Annotated in this window: 15 protein-coding genes; 11 read left to right on the top strand and 4 right to left on the bottom strand. The window is 35.1% G+C overall.

The features are described 5' to 3' along the window. Nucleotides 1–157: 157 nt before the first annotated feature. Both A5866_RS09835 and A5866_RS09830 read left to right on the top strand, forming a co-directional pair. Nucleotides 158–1243, top strand: a complete 1086-nt coding sequence (locus tag A5866_RS09835; protein ID WP_086443645.1) for an ABC transporter permease — start codon at nucleotides 158–160, stop codon at nucleotides 1241–1243. Between the two features lie 17 nt (nucleotides 1244–1260). After that, the gene (locus A5866_RS09830; RefSeq protein WP_086443646.1) at nucleotides 1261–1935 is read left to right on the top strand and encodes an ABC transporter ATP-binding protein; all 675 of its coding nucleotides are present in this window, start codon (nucleotides 1261–1263) and stop codon (nucleotides 1933–1935) included. Nucleotides 1936–2098: 163 nt separating this feature from the next. Here A5866_RS09830 and rpsD read toward each other — a convergent pair whose 3' ends face one another. Continuing rightward, nucleotides 2099–2710: a 30S ribosomal protein S4 gene (rpsD, locus tag A5866_RS09825; protein WP_086278037.1), complete on the bottom strand. Its 612-nt coding sequence runs from the start codon at nucleotides 2708–2710 to the stop codon at nucleotides 2099–2101. A 284-nt stretch (nucleotides 2711–2994) separates the two neighbouring features. Further along, nucleotides 2995–4335: a TPM domain-containing protein gene (locus tag A5866_RS09820; protein WP_086443647.1), complete on the bottom strand. Its 1341-nt coding sequence runs from the start codon at nucleotides 4333–4335 to the stop codon at nucleotides 2995–2997. A gap of 303 nt (nucleotides 4336–4638) precedes the next feature. Between A5866_RS09820 and A5866_RS09815 the strand changes: the two genes are divergently transcribed. The 3 genes from A5866_RS09815 to A5866_RS09805 all read left to right on the top strand — a co-directional run bounded on the left by A5866_RS09815 (nucleotide 4639) and on the right by A5866_RS09805 (nucleotide 6984). After that, nucleotides 4639–5436 carry a formate/nitrite transporter family protein gene (locus A5866_RS09815; protein ID WP_086278041.1) on the top strand — a complete coding sequence of 266 codons (798 nt, stop codon included), beginning with the start codon at nucleotides 4639–4641 and terminating at the stop codon, nucleotides 5434–5436. Between the two features lie 101 nt (nucleotides 5437–5537). Then, entirely contained in the window at nucleotides 5538–6185 is a 648-nt protein-coding gene (locus tag A5866_RS09810) for a DNA alkylation repair protein (protein ID WP_086443648.1), read from the top strand. 22 nt (nucleotides 6186–6207) lie between these two features. Continuing rightward, nucleotides 6208–6984 (top strand): Cof-type HAD-IIB family hydrolase, encoded by a 777-nt coding sequence (locus A5866_RS09805; protein WP_086443649.1) that lies wholly within the window; start codon nucleotides 6208–6210, stop codon nucleotides 6982–6984. A gap of 60 nt (nucleotides 6985–7044) precedes the next feature. On the opposite strand, the gene def is transcribed toward A5866_RS09805, so the two are convergent. Together def and A5866_RS09795 are read right to left on the bottom strand one after the other, a co-directional pair. Beyond that, entirely contained in the window at nucleotides 7045–7608 is a 564-nt protein-coding gene (gene def / locus A5866_RS09800; protein ID WP_086443650.1) for a peptide deformylase, read from the bottom strand. A gap of 672 nt (nucleotides 7609–8280) precedes the next feature. Continuing rightward, on the bottom strand, nucleotides 8281–9798 hold the full coding sequence (locus tag A5866_RS09795; RefSeq protein WP_339099659.1) for a helix-turn-helix domain-containing protein: 1518 nt from the start codon (nucleotides 9796–9798) through the stop codon (nucleotides 8281–8283). Between the two features lie 236 nt (nucleotides 9799–10034). Here A5866_RS09795 and A5866_RS09790 point away from each other — a divergent pair, with 236 nt between their 5' ends. The 6 genes from A5866_RS09790 to A5866_RS09765 are packed head-to-tail and all read left to right on the top strand — an operon-like array spanning nucleotide 10035 to nucleotide 16511. Then, nucleotides 10035–12311 carry a lectin-like domain-containing protein gene (locus A5866_RS09790; protein ID WP_086443651.1) on the top strand — a complete coding sequence of 759 codons (2277 nt, stop codon included), beginning with the start codon at nucleotides 10035–10037 and terminating at the stop codon, nucleotides 12309–12311. A 34-nt stretch (nucleotides 12312–12345) separates the two neighbouring features. Then, entirely contained in the window at nucleotides 12346–12957 is a 612-nt protein-coding gene (locus A5866_RS09785; RefSeq protein ID WP_086443652.1) for a hypothetical protein, read from the top strand. Between the two features lie 21 nt (nucleotides 12958–12978). Continuing rightward, complete coding sequence (locus A5866_RS09780) at nucleotides 12979–14013, top strand: DUF916 domain-containing protein (protein ID WP_086443653.1); 1035 nt, start codon at nucleotides 12979–12981, stop codon at nucleotides 14011–14013. After that, nucleotides 14010–14705, top strand: coding sequence for a helix-turn-helix domain-containing protein (locus A5866_RS09775; protein WP_176332516.1), 696 nt, complete (start codon nucleotides 14010–14012; stop codon nucleotides 14703–14705). Before A5866_RS09780 ends, A5866_RS09775 begins: the two co-directional genes overlap by 4 nt. Before the next feature lie 38 nt (nucleotides 14706–14743). Continuing rightward, on the top strand, nucleotides 14744–15397 hold the full coding sequence (locus tag A5866_RS09770) for a hypothetical protein (protein WP_086443655.1): 654 nt from the start codon (nucleotides 14744–14746) through the stop codon (nucleotides 15395–15397). Nucleotides 15398–15410: 13 nt separating this feature from the next. Then, nucleotides 15411–16511, top strand: coding sequence for a DUF916 and DUF3324 domain-containing protein (locus A5866_RS09765; protein ID WP_086443656.1), 1101 nt, complete (start codon nucleotides 15411–15413; stop codon nucleotides 16509–16511). Nucleotides 16512–16513 lie beyond the last annotated feature (2 nt).

Here is a 16513-nt window from a genome sequence, read left to right as displayed (position 1 = left end):
TCTTTTAGTATATCAGAATAATAGGCAGAAATAAGAAGAAAGGTAGACAAATTTGTGGCTTTTTTTAGAGTAGGTAAAAGCAAATATTTTGTTGTAAACTCTAAATTTTGCTATACTTTTTTTAGAACTTATCAATCGATAAGGAGGAGGAAGAGAAATGTTTTTAGCATGGAATGAAATAACTCGTTCAAAATTACGCTATGCATTGATCATTAGTGTGATGTTTTTAATTTCGTATTTAGTCTTTTTTTTAACAGGTTTAGCATATGGCTTGGCGGAAGATAATCGCACGGCTGTGGATAAGTGGCAGGCAGATGGTATTGTGTTGTCGGATGAATCAAATACGAATATTAATATGTCGATGATTCCGATCAAATCAATGAATCAGGTCGAGGCGAAAGAAAAAGCTGTACTTGGTCAAACAGCAGCCGTGATTCAATTAGATAAAAAGAACGCCGAAAAAATCAATGCTAGTTTTTTTGGTATCAATAAAGACGAGTTTCTAATGCCAAATATTGTCGAAGGAGAAGCATTTAAGAATGAAAATGAGACGGTCGTAGATGATAGTCTGAAAAAAGGAAATGATATTCAATTGGGTGATACGATAAAGCTGGCAGGAAACGATAAAAAGCTAAAAGTAGTGGGATTTACGAACAACGCCAAATTTAATGTTGCCCCTGTTTTGTATGTCTCAACAGCCGCTTTTCAACAAATTCGCTTTGAAAAAACAGATACTTCAGAAAATGCTAGAGTAAACGCAATCGTATTTCGAGCAAAAGATGGGGCAGTAAAAAATGTTCACGTAAAAGATGATGGTCTAACTCGTTATAGTATTGGCACATTTATTAATAAATTGCCTGGGTATAGTGCCCAAGTACTGACGTTTGGTTTCATGATCGGATTTTTGATTGTAATTGCAGCAATCGTGATTGGAATTTTCATTTATGTATTGACCATGCAAAAAGCAACAATTTTTGGGATCATGAAAGCACAAGGGATCTCTGGATTTTATATCGCTGTCTCTGTGATTGTTCAAACCTTTGTTTTAGCCGTTCTGGGGATAACTTTTGGGTTACTAGGTACGCTTGGGACTTCATTTGTATTGCCGACAGCAGTTCCGTTTCAAACAAATTGGTTATTCTTCTTATCAATTGGCGGAATCATGTTGGTGATTGCCGTATTAGGCGCATTATTTTCTGTTCAGACGATCATAAAAATTGATCCACTGAAGGCGATAGGTTAGAAAGGGGTTTGTTTAACATGAAAGCAATCGAATTTTTGTCTGTGGATAAACAGTTTTTAGATGGGGATACAACAATCGAAGCATTGAAACCCACAGATTTTTCTGTGGAAAAAGGCAAATTTGTGGCTTTGATTGGTCCAAGTGGTTCGGGGAAAAGTACGTTTTTAACATTAGCTGGTGGCTTGCAAACGCCAACGAATGGCGAGGTTAAGATAAATAGTGAAGCATTTAGCAAAGAAAATGAGAAAACACGCTCTAAAATACGCTTCTCTGAAATTGGCTTTATTTTACAAGCATCAAATTTGGTTCCATTTCTAACTGTGGAAAAGCAACTGCGGTTGGTGGATAAAGTAAAAAAAGAAAAGACCGATATGGAGAAAGTCAATAAGTTATTAACAGAGCTAGGAATTGAGAAGTTGAAGAAAAAATATCCAGATGAAATTTCTGGTGGGGAACGTCAACGAGTAGCAATTGCGCGGGCTTTGTATAATGATCCATCTATTATCTTAGCGGACGAACCTACAGCAAGCTTAGATTCAGATCGGGCTTTTGAAGTTGTAAAAATATTAGCGAGAGAAACAAAAGAAAAAAACAAAGCAACGATCATGGTCACTCACGATCAACGCTTGATTGAGCATTGCGATGAAGTATATGTGATGAAAGATGGCCTGTTGCAAAAACAAAGAACTTAGAAAAACCGCTGGGGATAAACAGGTTTATTTGGTTTTAAAGTTTGAGGTAAAAGTGTTTTTACTTTTGTCCCACACTCATTTTTTATATAAAAAAACCTTGTACAGAAAAACTGTACAAGGTTTTTTCGAGAAAGATCCATAATGCAATAACAGCAAGAGAATCTTAAAGTTTTTGGTTGTAGTATTCAACGACAAGAGCTTCGTCGATATCAGGGTATAATTCATCACGTTCTGGTAAACGAGTGAAGCTACCTTCTAATTTTTCAGTGTCAAAGCTTACGAATGCTGGACGTCCAACAGTAGATTCAACAGCTTCTTTGATTGTTACTACGTTTTGAGATTTTTCACGAACAGAAATCACTTGACCAACTTCAACGTGGTATGAAGGGATATCTACGCGTTTGCCATCTACAGTAACGTGACCGTGGTTAACTAATTGACGTGCTTGACGACGAGTAGTTGCAAGACCTAGACGGTAAACGACGTTATCTAAACGTTGTTCTAGTAAGATCATGAAGTTAACACCGTGTTTACCTTCTTTGATCTTGCTTGCTTTAATAAACAAGTTAACGAATTGACGTTCGTTCATACCGTACATATGACGTAATTTTTGTTTTTCAGTTAATTGCATACCGTATTCAGAAACTTTACCACGGCTGTTTGGTCCGTGTTGTCCTGGTTTGTATGGGCGACGTGCTAGTTCTTTACCAGTTCCTGATAGAGAGATACCTAGACGACGAGAGATTTTCCATGATGGTCCTGTATAACGTGACATTAAAAATTCCTCCAATAAAATAATTTTTTGGAGTAAAATAATCTTCTGAAAAATTCATATTCGTTCAATTCATTCTTCAACCTTCGCCCTTTGCAGCCGTGGTTACGCAGTTGAACCTGAAAAGAATAGCCGATAAGATGATTGAACCTTAGAAGCTAGACATCGATCAAGGCAATGAATTGTTGACGAGCCTATTATTTTTCTGCTGCATTATTTTACACAAAGATTAGTATAACGTAAAAAAAGTGATAACTCAAGTTTTTTCTTGAGTTATCACAGATAAACTACCAGCCTCCAGAAGCGCCACCGCCACCAGATGAACCCCCACCGAAAGAGCCCCATGAAGATCCACCACCGCCGCTACCAGAAGAATCATTGTCTGACCAATTATTAGAATTGTAATTAGATGTCAGATAGGCAGTCGTTAAAATGTCTCCATTACCTGAATAAAGAGTATCACCAATTAAAATGCGGCCAAAAGCTTTTGGTTGAGCAGTTGGATTTTTTAATAGTTCTCCTCTAGCTCGTGCACGCCGGATACTTCTTCTTGATGAAATCAAGAAGGCTCCGCTTAGCATGATATAGTAAAGGTCTGTTTGTTTTATTTTTTCAAGAAGTACTTGAGAATCAGGTTGATGGAGTTCATTGGCGCTGCTGGCTACTTGTTCTTGATACGCTTTATAGCTTAGTTTTAAAGACGTTCTTGCCCGTATGAGTCTGGTAATCAAAAATAGGCCAACGACTACGATGCTTAGCAACAAGATGAATAACCCCCAATGAGCAAACCTAGCTGAGCTTTTTTGCTGTTCAACTTGTTTGATTTTAGAATCGACCAAGGCTGTTTTTGTGTTCATTAAAGCAAAAACGTTCTCCACGACTTGGGTTACAGCGACAGCGTAATTTTCTTCTTTAAACTGATCGACAACTGTATCGTCATTGATAATAGTGTCTGCTAGGCCATCAGGAATCAACCCTTCCAATCCATAACCCACTTCTAAGCGGAATTCCCGTTCATCTAAAGCGACTAAATATAAGACACCGTTGTTTTCATCTTTGTTACCGATCCCTAGCTGATTGAAAATTTTATTGGCATAAGATTCAATATCTTCACCACGGGGTAATTTACTAACGGTTACGACTTCTAACTGAGCACCGTTGGTACTGGCAGCTAGTTGTTTGTTCAGATCATAGATTTTTTTCTTTACGGCAGCATCTAACATGTTTGCGTTATCTGAAACAAATATATTATTTTTGTTGATTACTAGATTACTGTCGGTTCCGTCAATAACAACAGAGTAATTATTTTCCTGTTGGGGATACTCTTTTAAATTATCTAGGTTTTCTTGCAAAACGGTATCAAACGACTTTGTTGCTGTATCTATGTGACCAGCTAGAATGTCTGTACGTTCTTGTTCAAGTTTGAGCAATTGTTGGTTATAGGAATCTATTTTGGCAGGATAATGATTTTCTGTTATAAAAAATAAGGTGAAAAAGAAACTGCAAGATAGAATGATCCACAATAAAATGACCATAAAAATTTCGTTTCTTTGTTTTAAAGACCGATAGTGAGAAATAACTTTTTGATTTAATTGTTGTGGCTGATTGTTTTGAATGGATCTATACATGATGTTCGTCCCCCTAACTTCAAGTTAATACCAAATTTTCTTTTTCATTTTTCATAGAGAAAGCAAGTGTTAATACTACTATTTTACCATTAGCTTAAATAATGTCATCCTACTTCAGATGGATTTTTTTGTTTTTAGATTACTATAGATTTCTTTGGAATTTTCCTCTTCAATTTGTTATGCTATGAAAAAAAGTATTATTTTGTATGAAAAAGAACTAGACAAAACCCTCGCCGGTCTTTAAAATGATAAGGGATGTTTTTGAAAATATTAGATGAAAACAAATTGAAAAGGAGAAACACAATGAAACCTGTATCGCCATTGTTTGAGCAGATCGACAAATCAATTAGTAAAAAAATGAACTTATTCCAAAGCAGCTTTATGCGTTACGCTTTTCGCGCTATCCTTGCTTGCATGTTTTTAACACTAGGAACAGCGGTTGCTTTTGCGATTGCAATCAAAGGTGAAGGAATGGTCCACGGCTTAGGCAAGATTCTTTATGCCTTCATGTTCAGCTGGTCACTTGTTATGATTCTTTATATGAATGCGGAACTCGGGACATCAAACATGCTTTATATGACTGTTGGGGTTTACCGTAAAAAAATCAACTTCTCTTTTGCTGCAAAAATTTTATTTACATGTATTTTCTTTAATTTAGTTGGTGGGGTTCTTTTTGGTTACTTGATTTCTTTAACCGTTCCTTTCCAGGACTTACCGGCTGACAGCTTTTTCTTCACGTCGATTGCAGGTAAATTAGATAAAACAACAACACAGATTTTAGTTGAAGCAATTTTTGCAAATATTGTGGTAAATACTGCAGTGCTAGTAAGTATGCGTATGAAAGATGACGCAGGTAAAGTTGCAGCAATCATTTTTATCATTTTCATCTTTGCTTTCTTAGGGTACGAGCACGTTATCGCCAACTTCCCAGCATTTAGTTTAGCGTATTTCGCTTCTCACGGAACATTGGCGGCAATGACAGCTGGCAGTGTAGCACACAATCTATTCTTTGCTTTGATTGGTAACTTTATCGGTGGTGGCTTAGTGATGGGCTTGGGTTATGCTTGGTTGAACAATGCAGATACAAATTATTTAGATTAATGAAATGAAAAGCTGAGATGGACCTATTTCCATTTCAGCTTTTTTTGCTGTCTGGGCTGATTTGAAGTAAGATAGAGGAAAGAAGTAAATGGAGCAAAAGAATGAATGAAATTGTGTTTCCGAGAAATAAAGAAAAAGCACAGCAAATGGCCGCTTACATGAAAAATTTATTTCCTTTTGCAGGTGTTGCAGCACCGGAACGTACGTTATTAGAGAAAGAACTATTGAAAGTTAGTAAAAAAATGCCAGTTACAGAATTGTTTGACTTAATAGGTTTTTACTATCAGAAATCTGAACGGGAGTACCAGTATCTGGCAATCGATTTGGCAACGGTCAATGTCAAACGCTTCTCCTTTGAAGACATGATAAACTTCAAATCATTTGTGATCGAAAAAGCTTGGTGGGACAGTGTTGATGCTTGGCGTAAGTTTTTTGGACTGTGGGGCGCTCAACATTTTGAAGAAATGCCGCAGTTATTTGATGCCTTTTTTGGTGAAGAAAATTTTTGGCACAGACGGATTGCCATCAATTTGCAACTGTTATATAAAGAAAAAACAAACACTGTGTTATTGAAAAAAGCCATCATTTATGATAAAACTACAGATGAGTTCTTTATTCAAAAAGCAATCGGCTGGTCTATGCGTCAATATAGTAAAACGGAGCCAAATTGGGTCCAAACATTGATGGAGGAAACTGATTTAAGCCCATTAGCCGTTAGAGAAGGCAGCAAGTATTTGCCAAAACCATAGAAAGCGAGCGAGTTATTACGCCATGAGAAGAAAACTTTTTGCATTTGATATTGATGGAACATTACTGGGAACAGATAGACAACCACTAGAGAGCACCCGAGAAGCATTAAAGATGTTACGCCAACAAGGGCACCTTGTAACGATTGCTACAGGACGCAGCCGATTTATGGCGCAAGATATTATCTTAGATCTAGATTTTTCTAATTATGTTCTTTGTAACGGTGCCGCAGCATTTTTAGATCATGAACAATATTTTCAAAATTTATTAGATCAAGATGAATTACATCGTTTTGCTTCAGAGGTAGAAAAAAGAGAAATCGGCTTGGCCTATGTCGGGCTGGATGACGTGAAAAAAAACAATCATCATCGTCATATCCAAATGGCTGAAGCGATGGGATCAATCGATTTTGAAGCGCCGGAATATGATAGGAATTTCCACAAGGAAAATGATGTCTATCAGGCATTAGCGTTTTATGATGATTCGTCAGATGGGATGTTTGATCGTGAATTTTCAAAATTCCGCTTTATCCGCTGGCATTCTGAAAGTGTCGATATTGTGCCTAAGAATGGTTCAAAAGCAGCAACTTTGCTGAACTTAGCAGAGCGTGTGGGGATTGCTCGTGAAGACATCATTGCATTTGGCGATGGTGAAAATGATCGTGAAATGTTATATGAATCAGGTATTGGTGTAGCGATGGGAAATGCATTACCACATATCCAAAAAGAAGCAAAAATCGTGACAGACACCAATGATAATGATGGTATTTGGAAAGCGTTAAAAAAATTAAAGGCAATTTAATATAGAATAAAAAAGTGGAACAGGACAAACATGTTGCGTTTGTCCTGTTCCACTTTTACTTTATTCGATCACCAAAACGCCATCTTTCAATGCGTAGGGATTTTCTGAATCAATGTGATCATAGAACATGACCCCGTTCAAATGATCGATTTCATGCTGAACGACAATGGCTTCATAATTTTTCAAACGAATTTTTTGTTTAATACCAGAAACATCTACATAAGACAAGGTGATTTTATTATGGCGTACCACATAACCTGGCACTTCACGGTCAACAGATAGACATCCCTCACCTTCTCCAAGACAAGCATCTTGTACAGAGTGGCTTAAAATTTTTGGATTGTACATAACGGCACTCAATGTCGGTTCTGGGTTTTCTAAATCGCCATTTGGTACGTGAACGGCTATGATCCGTTTGGAAATGTCTAATTGCGGTGCTGCTAAACCAACACCGCCGCGTAATCCTAATTCTTCTGCTTTGACAGGATCTTGACTATTATGTAAAAATTCCATCATGTCTTCTCCTAATTTAATATCTTCATTAGATAGTGGCAAAGCTACTTCTTTTGCCACTGATCTAAGGGTTGGGTTTCCTTCACGGATAATATTATCCATTGTAATCATTACTATTCTTCCTTTCAATACACTAAAGTATTAAAGCTATTTAGTTTATATTTTAACATATAAGAGGTATAGAAAAAACAGAAAAATGAATAACACGTATATCAAGAGTTCAAACAAAAAATGTGAAAGAGTTACTAGCTATTATAAAGTATTAAAGAGAGTGAAATATAGGTTATTGAATAAAAATAATCCCATTTTTTTGTCCGATGAGTAAGAAGCGAATAACATTCGTTCACTGTTATGTGGCCAACTTCTTCATTATCTTTCTCAAAGAACGAATTTCAATAAATAGAGTAAATCAAATTGAATTGTACAAACGCATCAAGTATGGATGTGTTAAATTGATTTTCAAATGCAATGAATTATTTTTAGACGTCAGAGCCACGCCTAAGTTAGTTCATACAAGTAATGATAAAAAAATAGAATCTCAATTTAGGAGACCGTTTACGATCTGAAAAATCTCTGAGAGTGAGAGTTTCTCTTAGCAAATACGTATGTTTAAGACGTTAAAAGTAGAGATGGATTGTTGAAGAAACAATTTTATAAGAATAGGAGTGTGTAACAGTAGTTACTGCGAGTATTACATTAGCTCTATTTTATGCTGAATAGAAGTATATATGATTTTAATAGTGCTAAAAAATACCTCTAGGATAACCTAAATATAGGTTAGCTTTAATCTTTTTTGCTAATTTCTGAATGAAGATCAAAAATTTCATCACCTAAAAACTGATTGATTAAGTCAATTAGAGGAGATACATTTCGATTGTAAAGAAAACGTGTATCAACGTAGCGTGTTGCTTTTACATTTTTATAAGAAAAAATTTGTGGATCCAAAGCAGTATGTATGATAAGGTCTATAGGCTCTGTTACATTGTTTACTCCAGAATAGAAAACGATATTGACGATATCGGAAAAATAGTCAGTTAAAATACGCAATAATTTTGTTTCTATAGAAGGATCAATATCTGTACAAAAACTAATAACGATTTTTTTTGAAAAAACAGAAGGTGGATAAATTGTTGATAACATTATGCCATATCGGTAAATTAAAAAGTTTTTGATAGCTTCATCTAATGGGACCTCTTCTTCAATCAAATGTATAATTTTATTGATAGTAGGTTCCATATTTTTTTTATTGAAGAAAGACAATTCTTTATCATTTATGGTATAGCTGTTATTAAATAAAACTAAGTGCATATGAGTACAAAATAAATAATTGAACATGTTGTAAGTATGTTCTTGAGACAAGGGACCAAGTTTTTTTGTAATAAAGGTCAAAATTCGAATATTTAACTGTGCATAGGCATCTAAATTGTCAGTCTCCAACATAATAGTATTAAAATCAGTGTCAAAGTACGAATAGTATTTTGAATTTGTAGCTAGCTTAAAATAAAAATAATAGAATTCTGCTTCTGATGGAAACAAACTTTTACTTTGCTGCATATTTGCTATGAAAGGGTTTAGGAGTGGGAAATAGCTGACGATATAAGGGTTTGTTTTGAAGGGTTGTCCGCACTTGACTCGTATCTCTTGTATTGCCAATGCATAATGGATTTTTCGCTGATCAATCATAGAAAAGGGTCGTGTTGCATTCTGTAGTAATTGAGCTGTTTTTGTTAAAATCGCTTGTTCATCAACTGTTTTGAAGGGCCAAGAGCTACCCTTGAAAAATTCCCAAAAAAAATCTTCTGACAATCGACGAATATTGGCTTCATTCCCATCTAAGTAGTAAACACCATTACGTATTTTTAGTGTGATTGAAAAAAAACTTAAGGCTTTTTTTAAATCTTTGATTTTATTTTTTAAAGCTGATTCACTAATAAAGAATTCAACAGGAAAAAAAGCTTTACGCACTTTATTATGTAAAATCAATTGCGTCAAAAATTGAACTGGCCACATAACGAACAGAATATCACGATAATATTGTCCAAATTCAAATTTATTTTTTATTTCTAATAAATACCCTCTTTTTTTATCTGATGTTAAATAAAAATTATCATTTTTATTTGATTCTTTTTCAAATTGAATTAAGTATTTTTTTATAGTAGTTGTTGTATATCCTAATCTTATATGCAATTCTTCTAAGGTAATCCAGTCATTTTTATGCTCTAAAGCTTTCATGATGGAGAGTTTTTTCTTGATTTCTGGTTCATATAAAAGGGTAAGTAAGGTCTCTAAAGTTTGGCTCATTTGTAAACTCCTGTCTGTGAGAAAGATATTTTTTTTCGAAAAATCAAAAAAAAAAATGTCCCATTAAAATGAAAAATAGACATATTATACTATTATACAAAAAAAACAAAAGAATGGAAGTTTTTAAATTGAAATATTATAAACCTATGTGTTTACTCTCTTTTTTTTGTCTTTTTCTCTTTTCACTACCTACATATGCAAATGAGTCAGCAAATCAAGAGATAGAAGAGTCTAGTGTGGAAACGCAAAAGCTTCAACCTGCTGATGATAACGAAAAGATAGAAGGGAACTCAGACGCAACTAGTGAGAGGATATCTGATACTACGAAGGGTCTAAGTTCTATTCCAGAAGGTGGAATTACTATCAATGGACTTTTTGATAACCCTATCGGTGGGACAGGTTTTACTATTAAAAATTATCCACCTAGTACTAGCTCAAATAATGGTTTTCCTTATAGTGAGGTGACGATTGGTGGGAAGGACAACTGGGTAGCTATGTGGTCGCTTGAAAACAATAAGCTGGATTTTTCCAAGTCTTTCAAAGGGCGCATGTTTGTCAACTTTGGGAGTATCCAGTCAGACGGATTCACTTTTACGATACACAATGATCCAAAAAAAACACAAGCATTGACTACCTCACAAGATAAAAAGAGTGATGGACAGAATTTAGGCGTATATGGATCAAATGGATCATCTAAAAGCTTGTTTAATACGTACTATCCTAATACGGGGGCAATAAAAAATTCATTTTCGGTAGAATTTGATCTATATACTAACGGTATTGCACGATATCCCAATGCGTATGATATTTCTGAATATGGATATGAGTTTGATGCTCCTCATATGGCGTATACATTTCCAGGTAACTTGGACTTAACCTATCAAGCAATTGATAAAAGTGTATTAGGAAATATTTCGGATGTTGATGGTTGGTTTAGCGGTTTAGGAATGGTAGGAAGAACAGCAAGAGTTAAACATCGAATGCTATCAGATCTAAATATCGCATTAAAGAAAAATGTGAGAGACAATACTTGGTACGAATTTAATTTTAGTTTTGATTTTGATAAGAAAGAATTTGCCTATTTTTTAAGAGATCCCAACACAGATATTTCTACTAGCCCTGTCTTAGTCCCTTGGAATTTATTGTCATCGGAATTGAAACTATCTGCAACAAACACAACTGCTTATTGGGGATTTACAGCAGCAAATGGTGCAAGCAGCGGAAATGTAAAAGTGGTGTTTGCCGATGCACCAGTTCCTTTATCCTACGATCTAAAGAATGAGGTGACCAATAAAAAAGGGGAAGAACTAGCATTAGAAAACAATGGTGGGAATACAAGTGTTTACGCAACAAAAGGCGAGCAAGTATCATTTAAAACGACTGCGACTATTCAAGATTTGGCCTATACAAGTACAACTAATATCTATCAAGTAGGGTTAAGTGCAGCACAGTTTGATTTAACTAGTATTGGTACTGTTCAGGGGAAAATCAACGGACAGGTGGTTGGGTCCTATACTCCATCAATTGATACGACTACTAATAAATTTTATATAACAATTCCTGGAACTATAAAAAAAGGAGATGCTGTTGAGCTAGCATTTAGTGCGAAAAGCAACCTTACATTGAAAGCAGATGAAATAGCGACTTTTAGTTCTAGTTTGTATTTAACAAATACTTCTACAGGAAATCAAGACTTTCTTTCTTCTATGCCTGTGCATTTCTTACTAAAATATGTTTCAGACCCATTCAATGTGTCTTGGACAAGTGATTCACTAACTACAACAATCACAAAAGAAATTGATCAAGGGGCACTTAAAGAGACCGGTTACCCACTAACGTTTTATTATAGTGGAGGAACGGCCGCTTCAACAATCAACTATAAAGTTCTTAAAAATGGAGAACTAGTGCTTGATGATACCATACTCAATGATAGCAATACTACGACGCAAAAAAGTAAAGAACTATTGATTCCTAAAGGAGCGTTGACCTATGGGGAAAATTTATTAGATATCGTGATTTATGAAGAAGCAAATGCGGCAAATGTAAACCAGTTAAGTGCAACGATTAAGGTCACAGGTGTGTTACAACTGACAAAAGTTCCTTCCATTTTAAGCTGGACCAATCTGAAAATTGGTGAAACTAAAGGTGTCGTAGCTAGAGATGCCGGAAATGCAATAGATTTGACAGTGTCTGATAGTCGACAAAATCAGATGAATGACTGGTATGTAAGTATTTCGACTACTGCAAAAGATTCATCTGTATTATCTGATAGTAGCTTCTTATGGCAGACAAAAGAAGGGGAAAGGCAGCCTATACCAGATAAACAATCAGGTAATACGCTGAACATTATGGACCCAACAAAAGCCTCGTTAAAGGATACCTACTATTATCAATTGCATCTGGAAAACACAGCAGGCGTCTTACTAAATAATAAAAAGTATCTTGCAATCGGTACGTACAATAATGACCGAGCTATTCAATGGACATTAAATCAAGTCTATACACCGAAGTAAATACAACGACAAGTGAATAAAGGTGGAATAAATATTGAACAAAAAAAAAGGTACACTTTATGTACTTACTATAATGGGTTTGTTGAGCAGCACGAGAATTGCTGAAATAGGGGGTGCGCAAGAAATAACAAATCAGACGCAAGAGACCCCCACGATGATTACTGTGATTGATAATGATGATGGATCAGGAGTAGATCCTTTAGACCCTACAGATCCCAATCAAAAAAATCTTTTATTAGAAACAGTACCAAAAAATTACCAATTTAAAACAAAATTGCAAGGGCAAACCGTTACCGCTAGTGCCAAAGCAAACGAAACACTGGATGTATTCAATGATCGTATCAATCGAGAGTGGTCTGTTAAAGCCCAAGTAGTAGATAACTACTTAATTTTAGCTCGTTCAAATGAGAAAATGGAAGTAACAAGTTTTAAAATGAATCAAATTGAGTTAGTGGGTACGGGAGCAACAGGGATTGTTGCGCAAGCTGCGGCTAGTAAAACTGCACAAAATAACACAGGTGTAATCAAAACAACGATTTCAGATTTAACTATAACATTTAATGATTTGAATCGTGAATTGATTGCAGGCGATACGTTGAAAGGCACAATCAGCTATAAGCTATACAATACACCCAATGCACAATAACGAAGTGAGGATGATAGCACTATGAAGAAAGCCAGTTATCTCTTAGTGATAGTATTATGCTCATTTTATCTGTTAGCAGGTTGGGATTCTGCTGTACAAGCAGATGCAGCTAAAGCAGATGAGACAGAAATTGGCTACCATATATATGCTATCTTGCCAGAAAATCAAAAAAATCCAGATAGCTCATTTTTTGACTTGCAAATGAAACCAGGGCAAAAGCAAACGATTGAGGTTGCAGTGGCAAATACATCAGTAGAAGACCAAACCTATACTATAGAAATTAATCCAGCATACACTAATGATCAAGGTTTTATTGATTATTCTGAAAAAAAAGAGACAGAAGAAAAACAGAGAGAATTAACAATAGATCATATTGCGACCTATGAAAAAAAAATTACTGTTCCAAAAGGACAAACGGAAAAAGTACCAATTACCTTGACTATGCCAGAAGAAGCATACAAAGGTGAATTATTGGCAGGAATCAAGGTTAGCAAAGTAAAAAAACAAACGAATCAAGTAGGAATTGCAAATACCTATAGTTATCTTTTAGGGCTACGTCTGACAGAGAGTGACCAAAAAATACAACGTAAAATTGGTGTAAAAAAAATTGAACCGACAATTGCTTTTGGTAAAGCGAGTGTAGCGATTGATCTTATTAACCCTGTGCGAGAAGCGTATGGTCATTTAACATACCACGTTGAGATCAAAAACGAGGAAACGGGAAAGAAAATCAACGAAAAAACCTATTCAGGCTTACAGTTAGCACCTGTATCAACCTATCATTTTTCTATTGATTGGGATGATGAACAATTGGTTGCAGGAAACTATCAGTTAGTTTTGACTATTGAAGACAAAAAAGATAATCAGTGGACATTTCATAGAAATTTTGCCATTAGTCCAGATGCAGCAAAGCAAGTCAATACTGTAGTTGTGCAAGAAAATAGATTTCCTTACCAGGCGCTTTTAATAGGAATAGTGGGGCTCATTATTGGCGCTATATCGATTTTTTGCATCACAAAATGGAAAAACAAAAGACGTACGAGGAGAAAATTATGAAAAAAAGAATCGGTCTGTTGCCGATTGGAGAAGAACCCGACATGTACAAGAGGATGACAGAATCGATTTGCATAAACGAGAAGGAATATGATCTTGTATCTGTTGAAACGGAAGAGATACTCTCCACTCTAGATGGAATAGTTATTTATGTTGCCAATCAAGAAAAGTTAGAAATGATGTCATGGTTGATTGAATTAGAGCATCAAATGCCACTATTTATTTGGATTGTTTTTAGTAAACCAAATGAACAAATAGCTCAAATTTGTTATGAACTATGTAAACATTCTGTTATCACAATAATTGATCAGCCACATCAGCTTTCGACAATGAAATACATGATACGGAATACTATGAATTATAAACAAAGTACCACAGAGAGACACTGTGCAGAAATAAAAAAAAATCAATATAACTTCTCTTTGGATGCTAACAAAATGATACTAGTATATGAGGATAGTATCATAAGATTAACAAGGAGAGAATTTATGTTGACGTCATTACTTTTTGAACAAATGAATAATGTCGTAAGTTACGAGAGACTAGAAGAACATTTATTTGGGAAAACGGGTTCTTATTATCAAGCCAGATTAGCCAACTTGGTTCATTTAATTCGAGAGAAGTTAAAGGTTCAAAATTATTTGAGTATTGAGATCATTCGTACTAAGGGATACATGTTATGTACGAATGAATAAATAATATGATACATGTAAAAATAGGAATGGAGATGCCAATGGGAAACAGAACGAAAGGAAATCGGAGCCTACTTTCAGGAAGTATTAAAGTACTGACCCTGCTATTGATTTGGAGTGGTTATTTAAGCGTTTATGATTACATCTATAAAGAAATTACTTTTTACATTGACAAACAAGCGGATGCGCTAGCTCAATTTCTTTTCATTCTGACATATTCTGTAAATGAAATGTTATTACTACTACTGCTTTATGATGTGTTGTTGCTAGTAAGTATTGTGATAATTTTATGGGACACTCGAACAAATAGAATGAATCTTAACGTAACAAATGTTGAATTAATCATGATAATAATTGTGTCAATGGTGGCACTAGCACCATTGTTAACACGACTGTGGCCATTCTTTTTAGTAGATCTTTTAATTGTAGGAACTCTTTTATTTGTTATCTATATCCTATTTAAACCAGAAGCAAACGTAATAGTGATTGGGGTCAAAGATGAACCGATAAAGGTATTGGGTCCATTTAAAACAAAAGAAGAAGCAGAACAACAAGCAAAAAGCTTTTTAGACTATTGGATGCCCTATTATCAACAAAAACTAACACAATTAGAAGCGGTCATTACGGAGGAAGAGTTGGAAAGTTATAAGGTTAGAATCTTGGTGAAACTACAAAAAAGAAATCAATTTAGCTAGGAGAATTATCAGAATGAAAAGAAAGAATCTGTTTTATGTTTTGCTTTTATTTATTGTAGTGAGTATTGGTCATTCGATTCCAGTGTTAGCTACAGATGCAAAAGACAACTTAGGATATACAGTGTCTATGGTTCAACCTAAAACGCAAATCGATCCAAAACAAAGCTTTTTTTACTTACAAACGCGTCCGAATGAACCGCAAGAGATTGAAGTTCGTATTAAAAGTACTAAAAAGGAAAACGTAAAAATCAAAATTTATAGTCAAAATGCGATCACGGGGAATAAAGGGACTATAGATTATACAGAAGACTTATCTGATCAAGACAGCAGTTTGAGCATGCCGATTACTGAAATGGTCCATGTAAAGACACCAGAGATTACTATTGGGAATTTTGAAGAAAAAACAGTTAAAATCACCATCACACCACCGGAAAAAGGGTATGAAGGTATAAAAATGGGTGCCCTTGTCTTTGCGTTAGACCAAGCTGAAAAACAACAAAATGGTGTAGCAACGAACTTTTCTTATCGCATTGGGCTGATCATTTCAGAATCAGGAGATGAATTCAATAATGGTAAGACCCTGAATCTCATTGATGCAAAGGCGTCGATCAAACGAGGAAAAAAAATGGTTTTAGCAAGGATACAAAATCCAGAACCAAAAACAATTGAAGGGTTAACCATCTATGCTGAAATGACTAAAAAAGGTAGTAATACAGTCGTAAAGAAAAAAGACGTTACTAATTATTCATTAGCACCAAACAGTCATGTGGATTTTGAATTAGATTGGGGAACTAATTCCCTCCCTTCAGGTGACTATGTGATTACCCTAACTATGCACAATGATTATCAAGAATGGCGTTTGACTAAGGATTTTACAATCACCGGTGAACAAGCAAAATCAATTAATGAAGAGAGTGCTTTTAGTATTGTAACTCCCCAGTGGATAAAAGTCTTAGCAATCATGCTACTGGTGCTAACAGGAATCAATAGTACTTGGTTGATAATGAGAAGACAGAAGTGGGAAAATGCATGGGAAAAATTACAGTTAACAAATAAAAAGAAAAAGAAAAAAAGAAAGCAAAGAAGAAAAAATGAACAGCTGAATAAAGTTTAAAC

This window comes from Enterococcus sp. 12C11_DIV0727 (genome assembly GCF_002148425.2).
Taxonomy (GTDB): Bacteria; Bacillota; Bacilli; order Lactobacillales; family Enterococcaceae; genus Enterococcus_L; species Enterococcus_L lemimoniae.
The sequence above is the reverse complement of the archived record's forward strand: the minus strand, read 5'-3'. Positions and strand labels throughout refer to the sequence as shown.

Bases quoted from the DNA above. Each gene is read 5' to 3' on its own strand.
- A5866_RS09835 (WP_086443645.1), top strand. From the start codon at position 158: ATGTTTTTAGCATGGAATGAAATAACTCGTTCAAAATTACGCTATGCA.
- A5866_RS09830 (WP_086443646.1), top strand. From the start codon at position 1,261: ATGAAAGCAATCGAATTTTTGTCTGTGGATAAACAGTTTTTAGATGGG.
- rpsD (WP_086278037.1), bottom strand. From the start codon at position 2,710: ATGTCACGTTATACAGGACCATCATGGAAAATCTCTCGTCGTCTAGGT.
- A5866_RS09820 (WP_086443647.1), bottom strand. From the start codon at position 4,335: ATGTATAGATCCATTCAAAACAATCAGCCACAACAATTAAATCAAAAA.
- A5866_RS09815 (WP_086278041.1), top strand. From the start codon at position 4,639: ATGAAACCTGTATCGCCATTGTTTGAGCAGATCGACAAATCAATTAGT.
- A5866_RS09810 (WP_086443648.1), top strand. From the start codon at position 5,538: ATGAATGAAATTGTGTTTCCGAGAAATAAAGAAAAAGCACAGCAAATG.
- A5866_RS09805 (WP_086443649.1), top strand. From the start codon at position 6,208: ATGAGAAGAAAACTTTTTGCATTTGATATTGATGGAACATTACTGGGA.
- def (WP_086443650.1), bottom strand. From the start codon at position 7,608: ATGATTACAATGGATAATATTATCCGTGAAGGAAACCCAACCCTTAGA.
- A5866_RS09795 (WP_339099659.1), bottom strand. From the start codon at position 9,798: ATGAGCCAAACTTTAGAGACCTTACTTACCCTTTTATATGAACCAGAA.
- A5866_RS09780 (WP_086443653.1), top strand. From the start codon at position 12,979: ATGAAGAAAGCCAGTTATCTCTTAGTGATAGTATTATGCTCATTTTAT.
- A5866_RS09775 (WP_176332516.1), top strand. From the start codon at position 14,010: ATGAAAAAAAGAATCGGTCTGTTGCCGATTGGAGAAGAACCCGACATG.
- A5866_RS09770 (WP_086443655.1), top strand. From the start codon at position 14,744: ATGGGAAACAGAACGAAAGGAAATCGGAGCCTACTTTCAGGAAGTATT.
- A5866_RS09765 (WP_086443656.1), top strand. From the start codon at position 15,411: ATGAAAAGAAAGAATCTGTTTTATGTTTTGCTTTTATTTATTGTAGTG.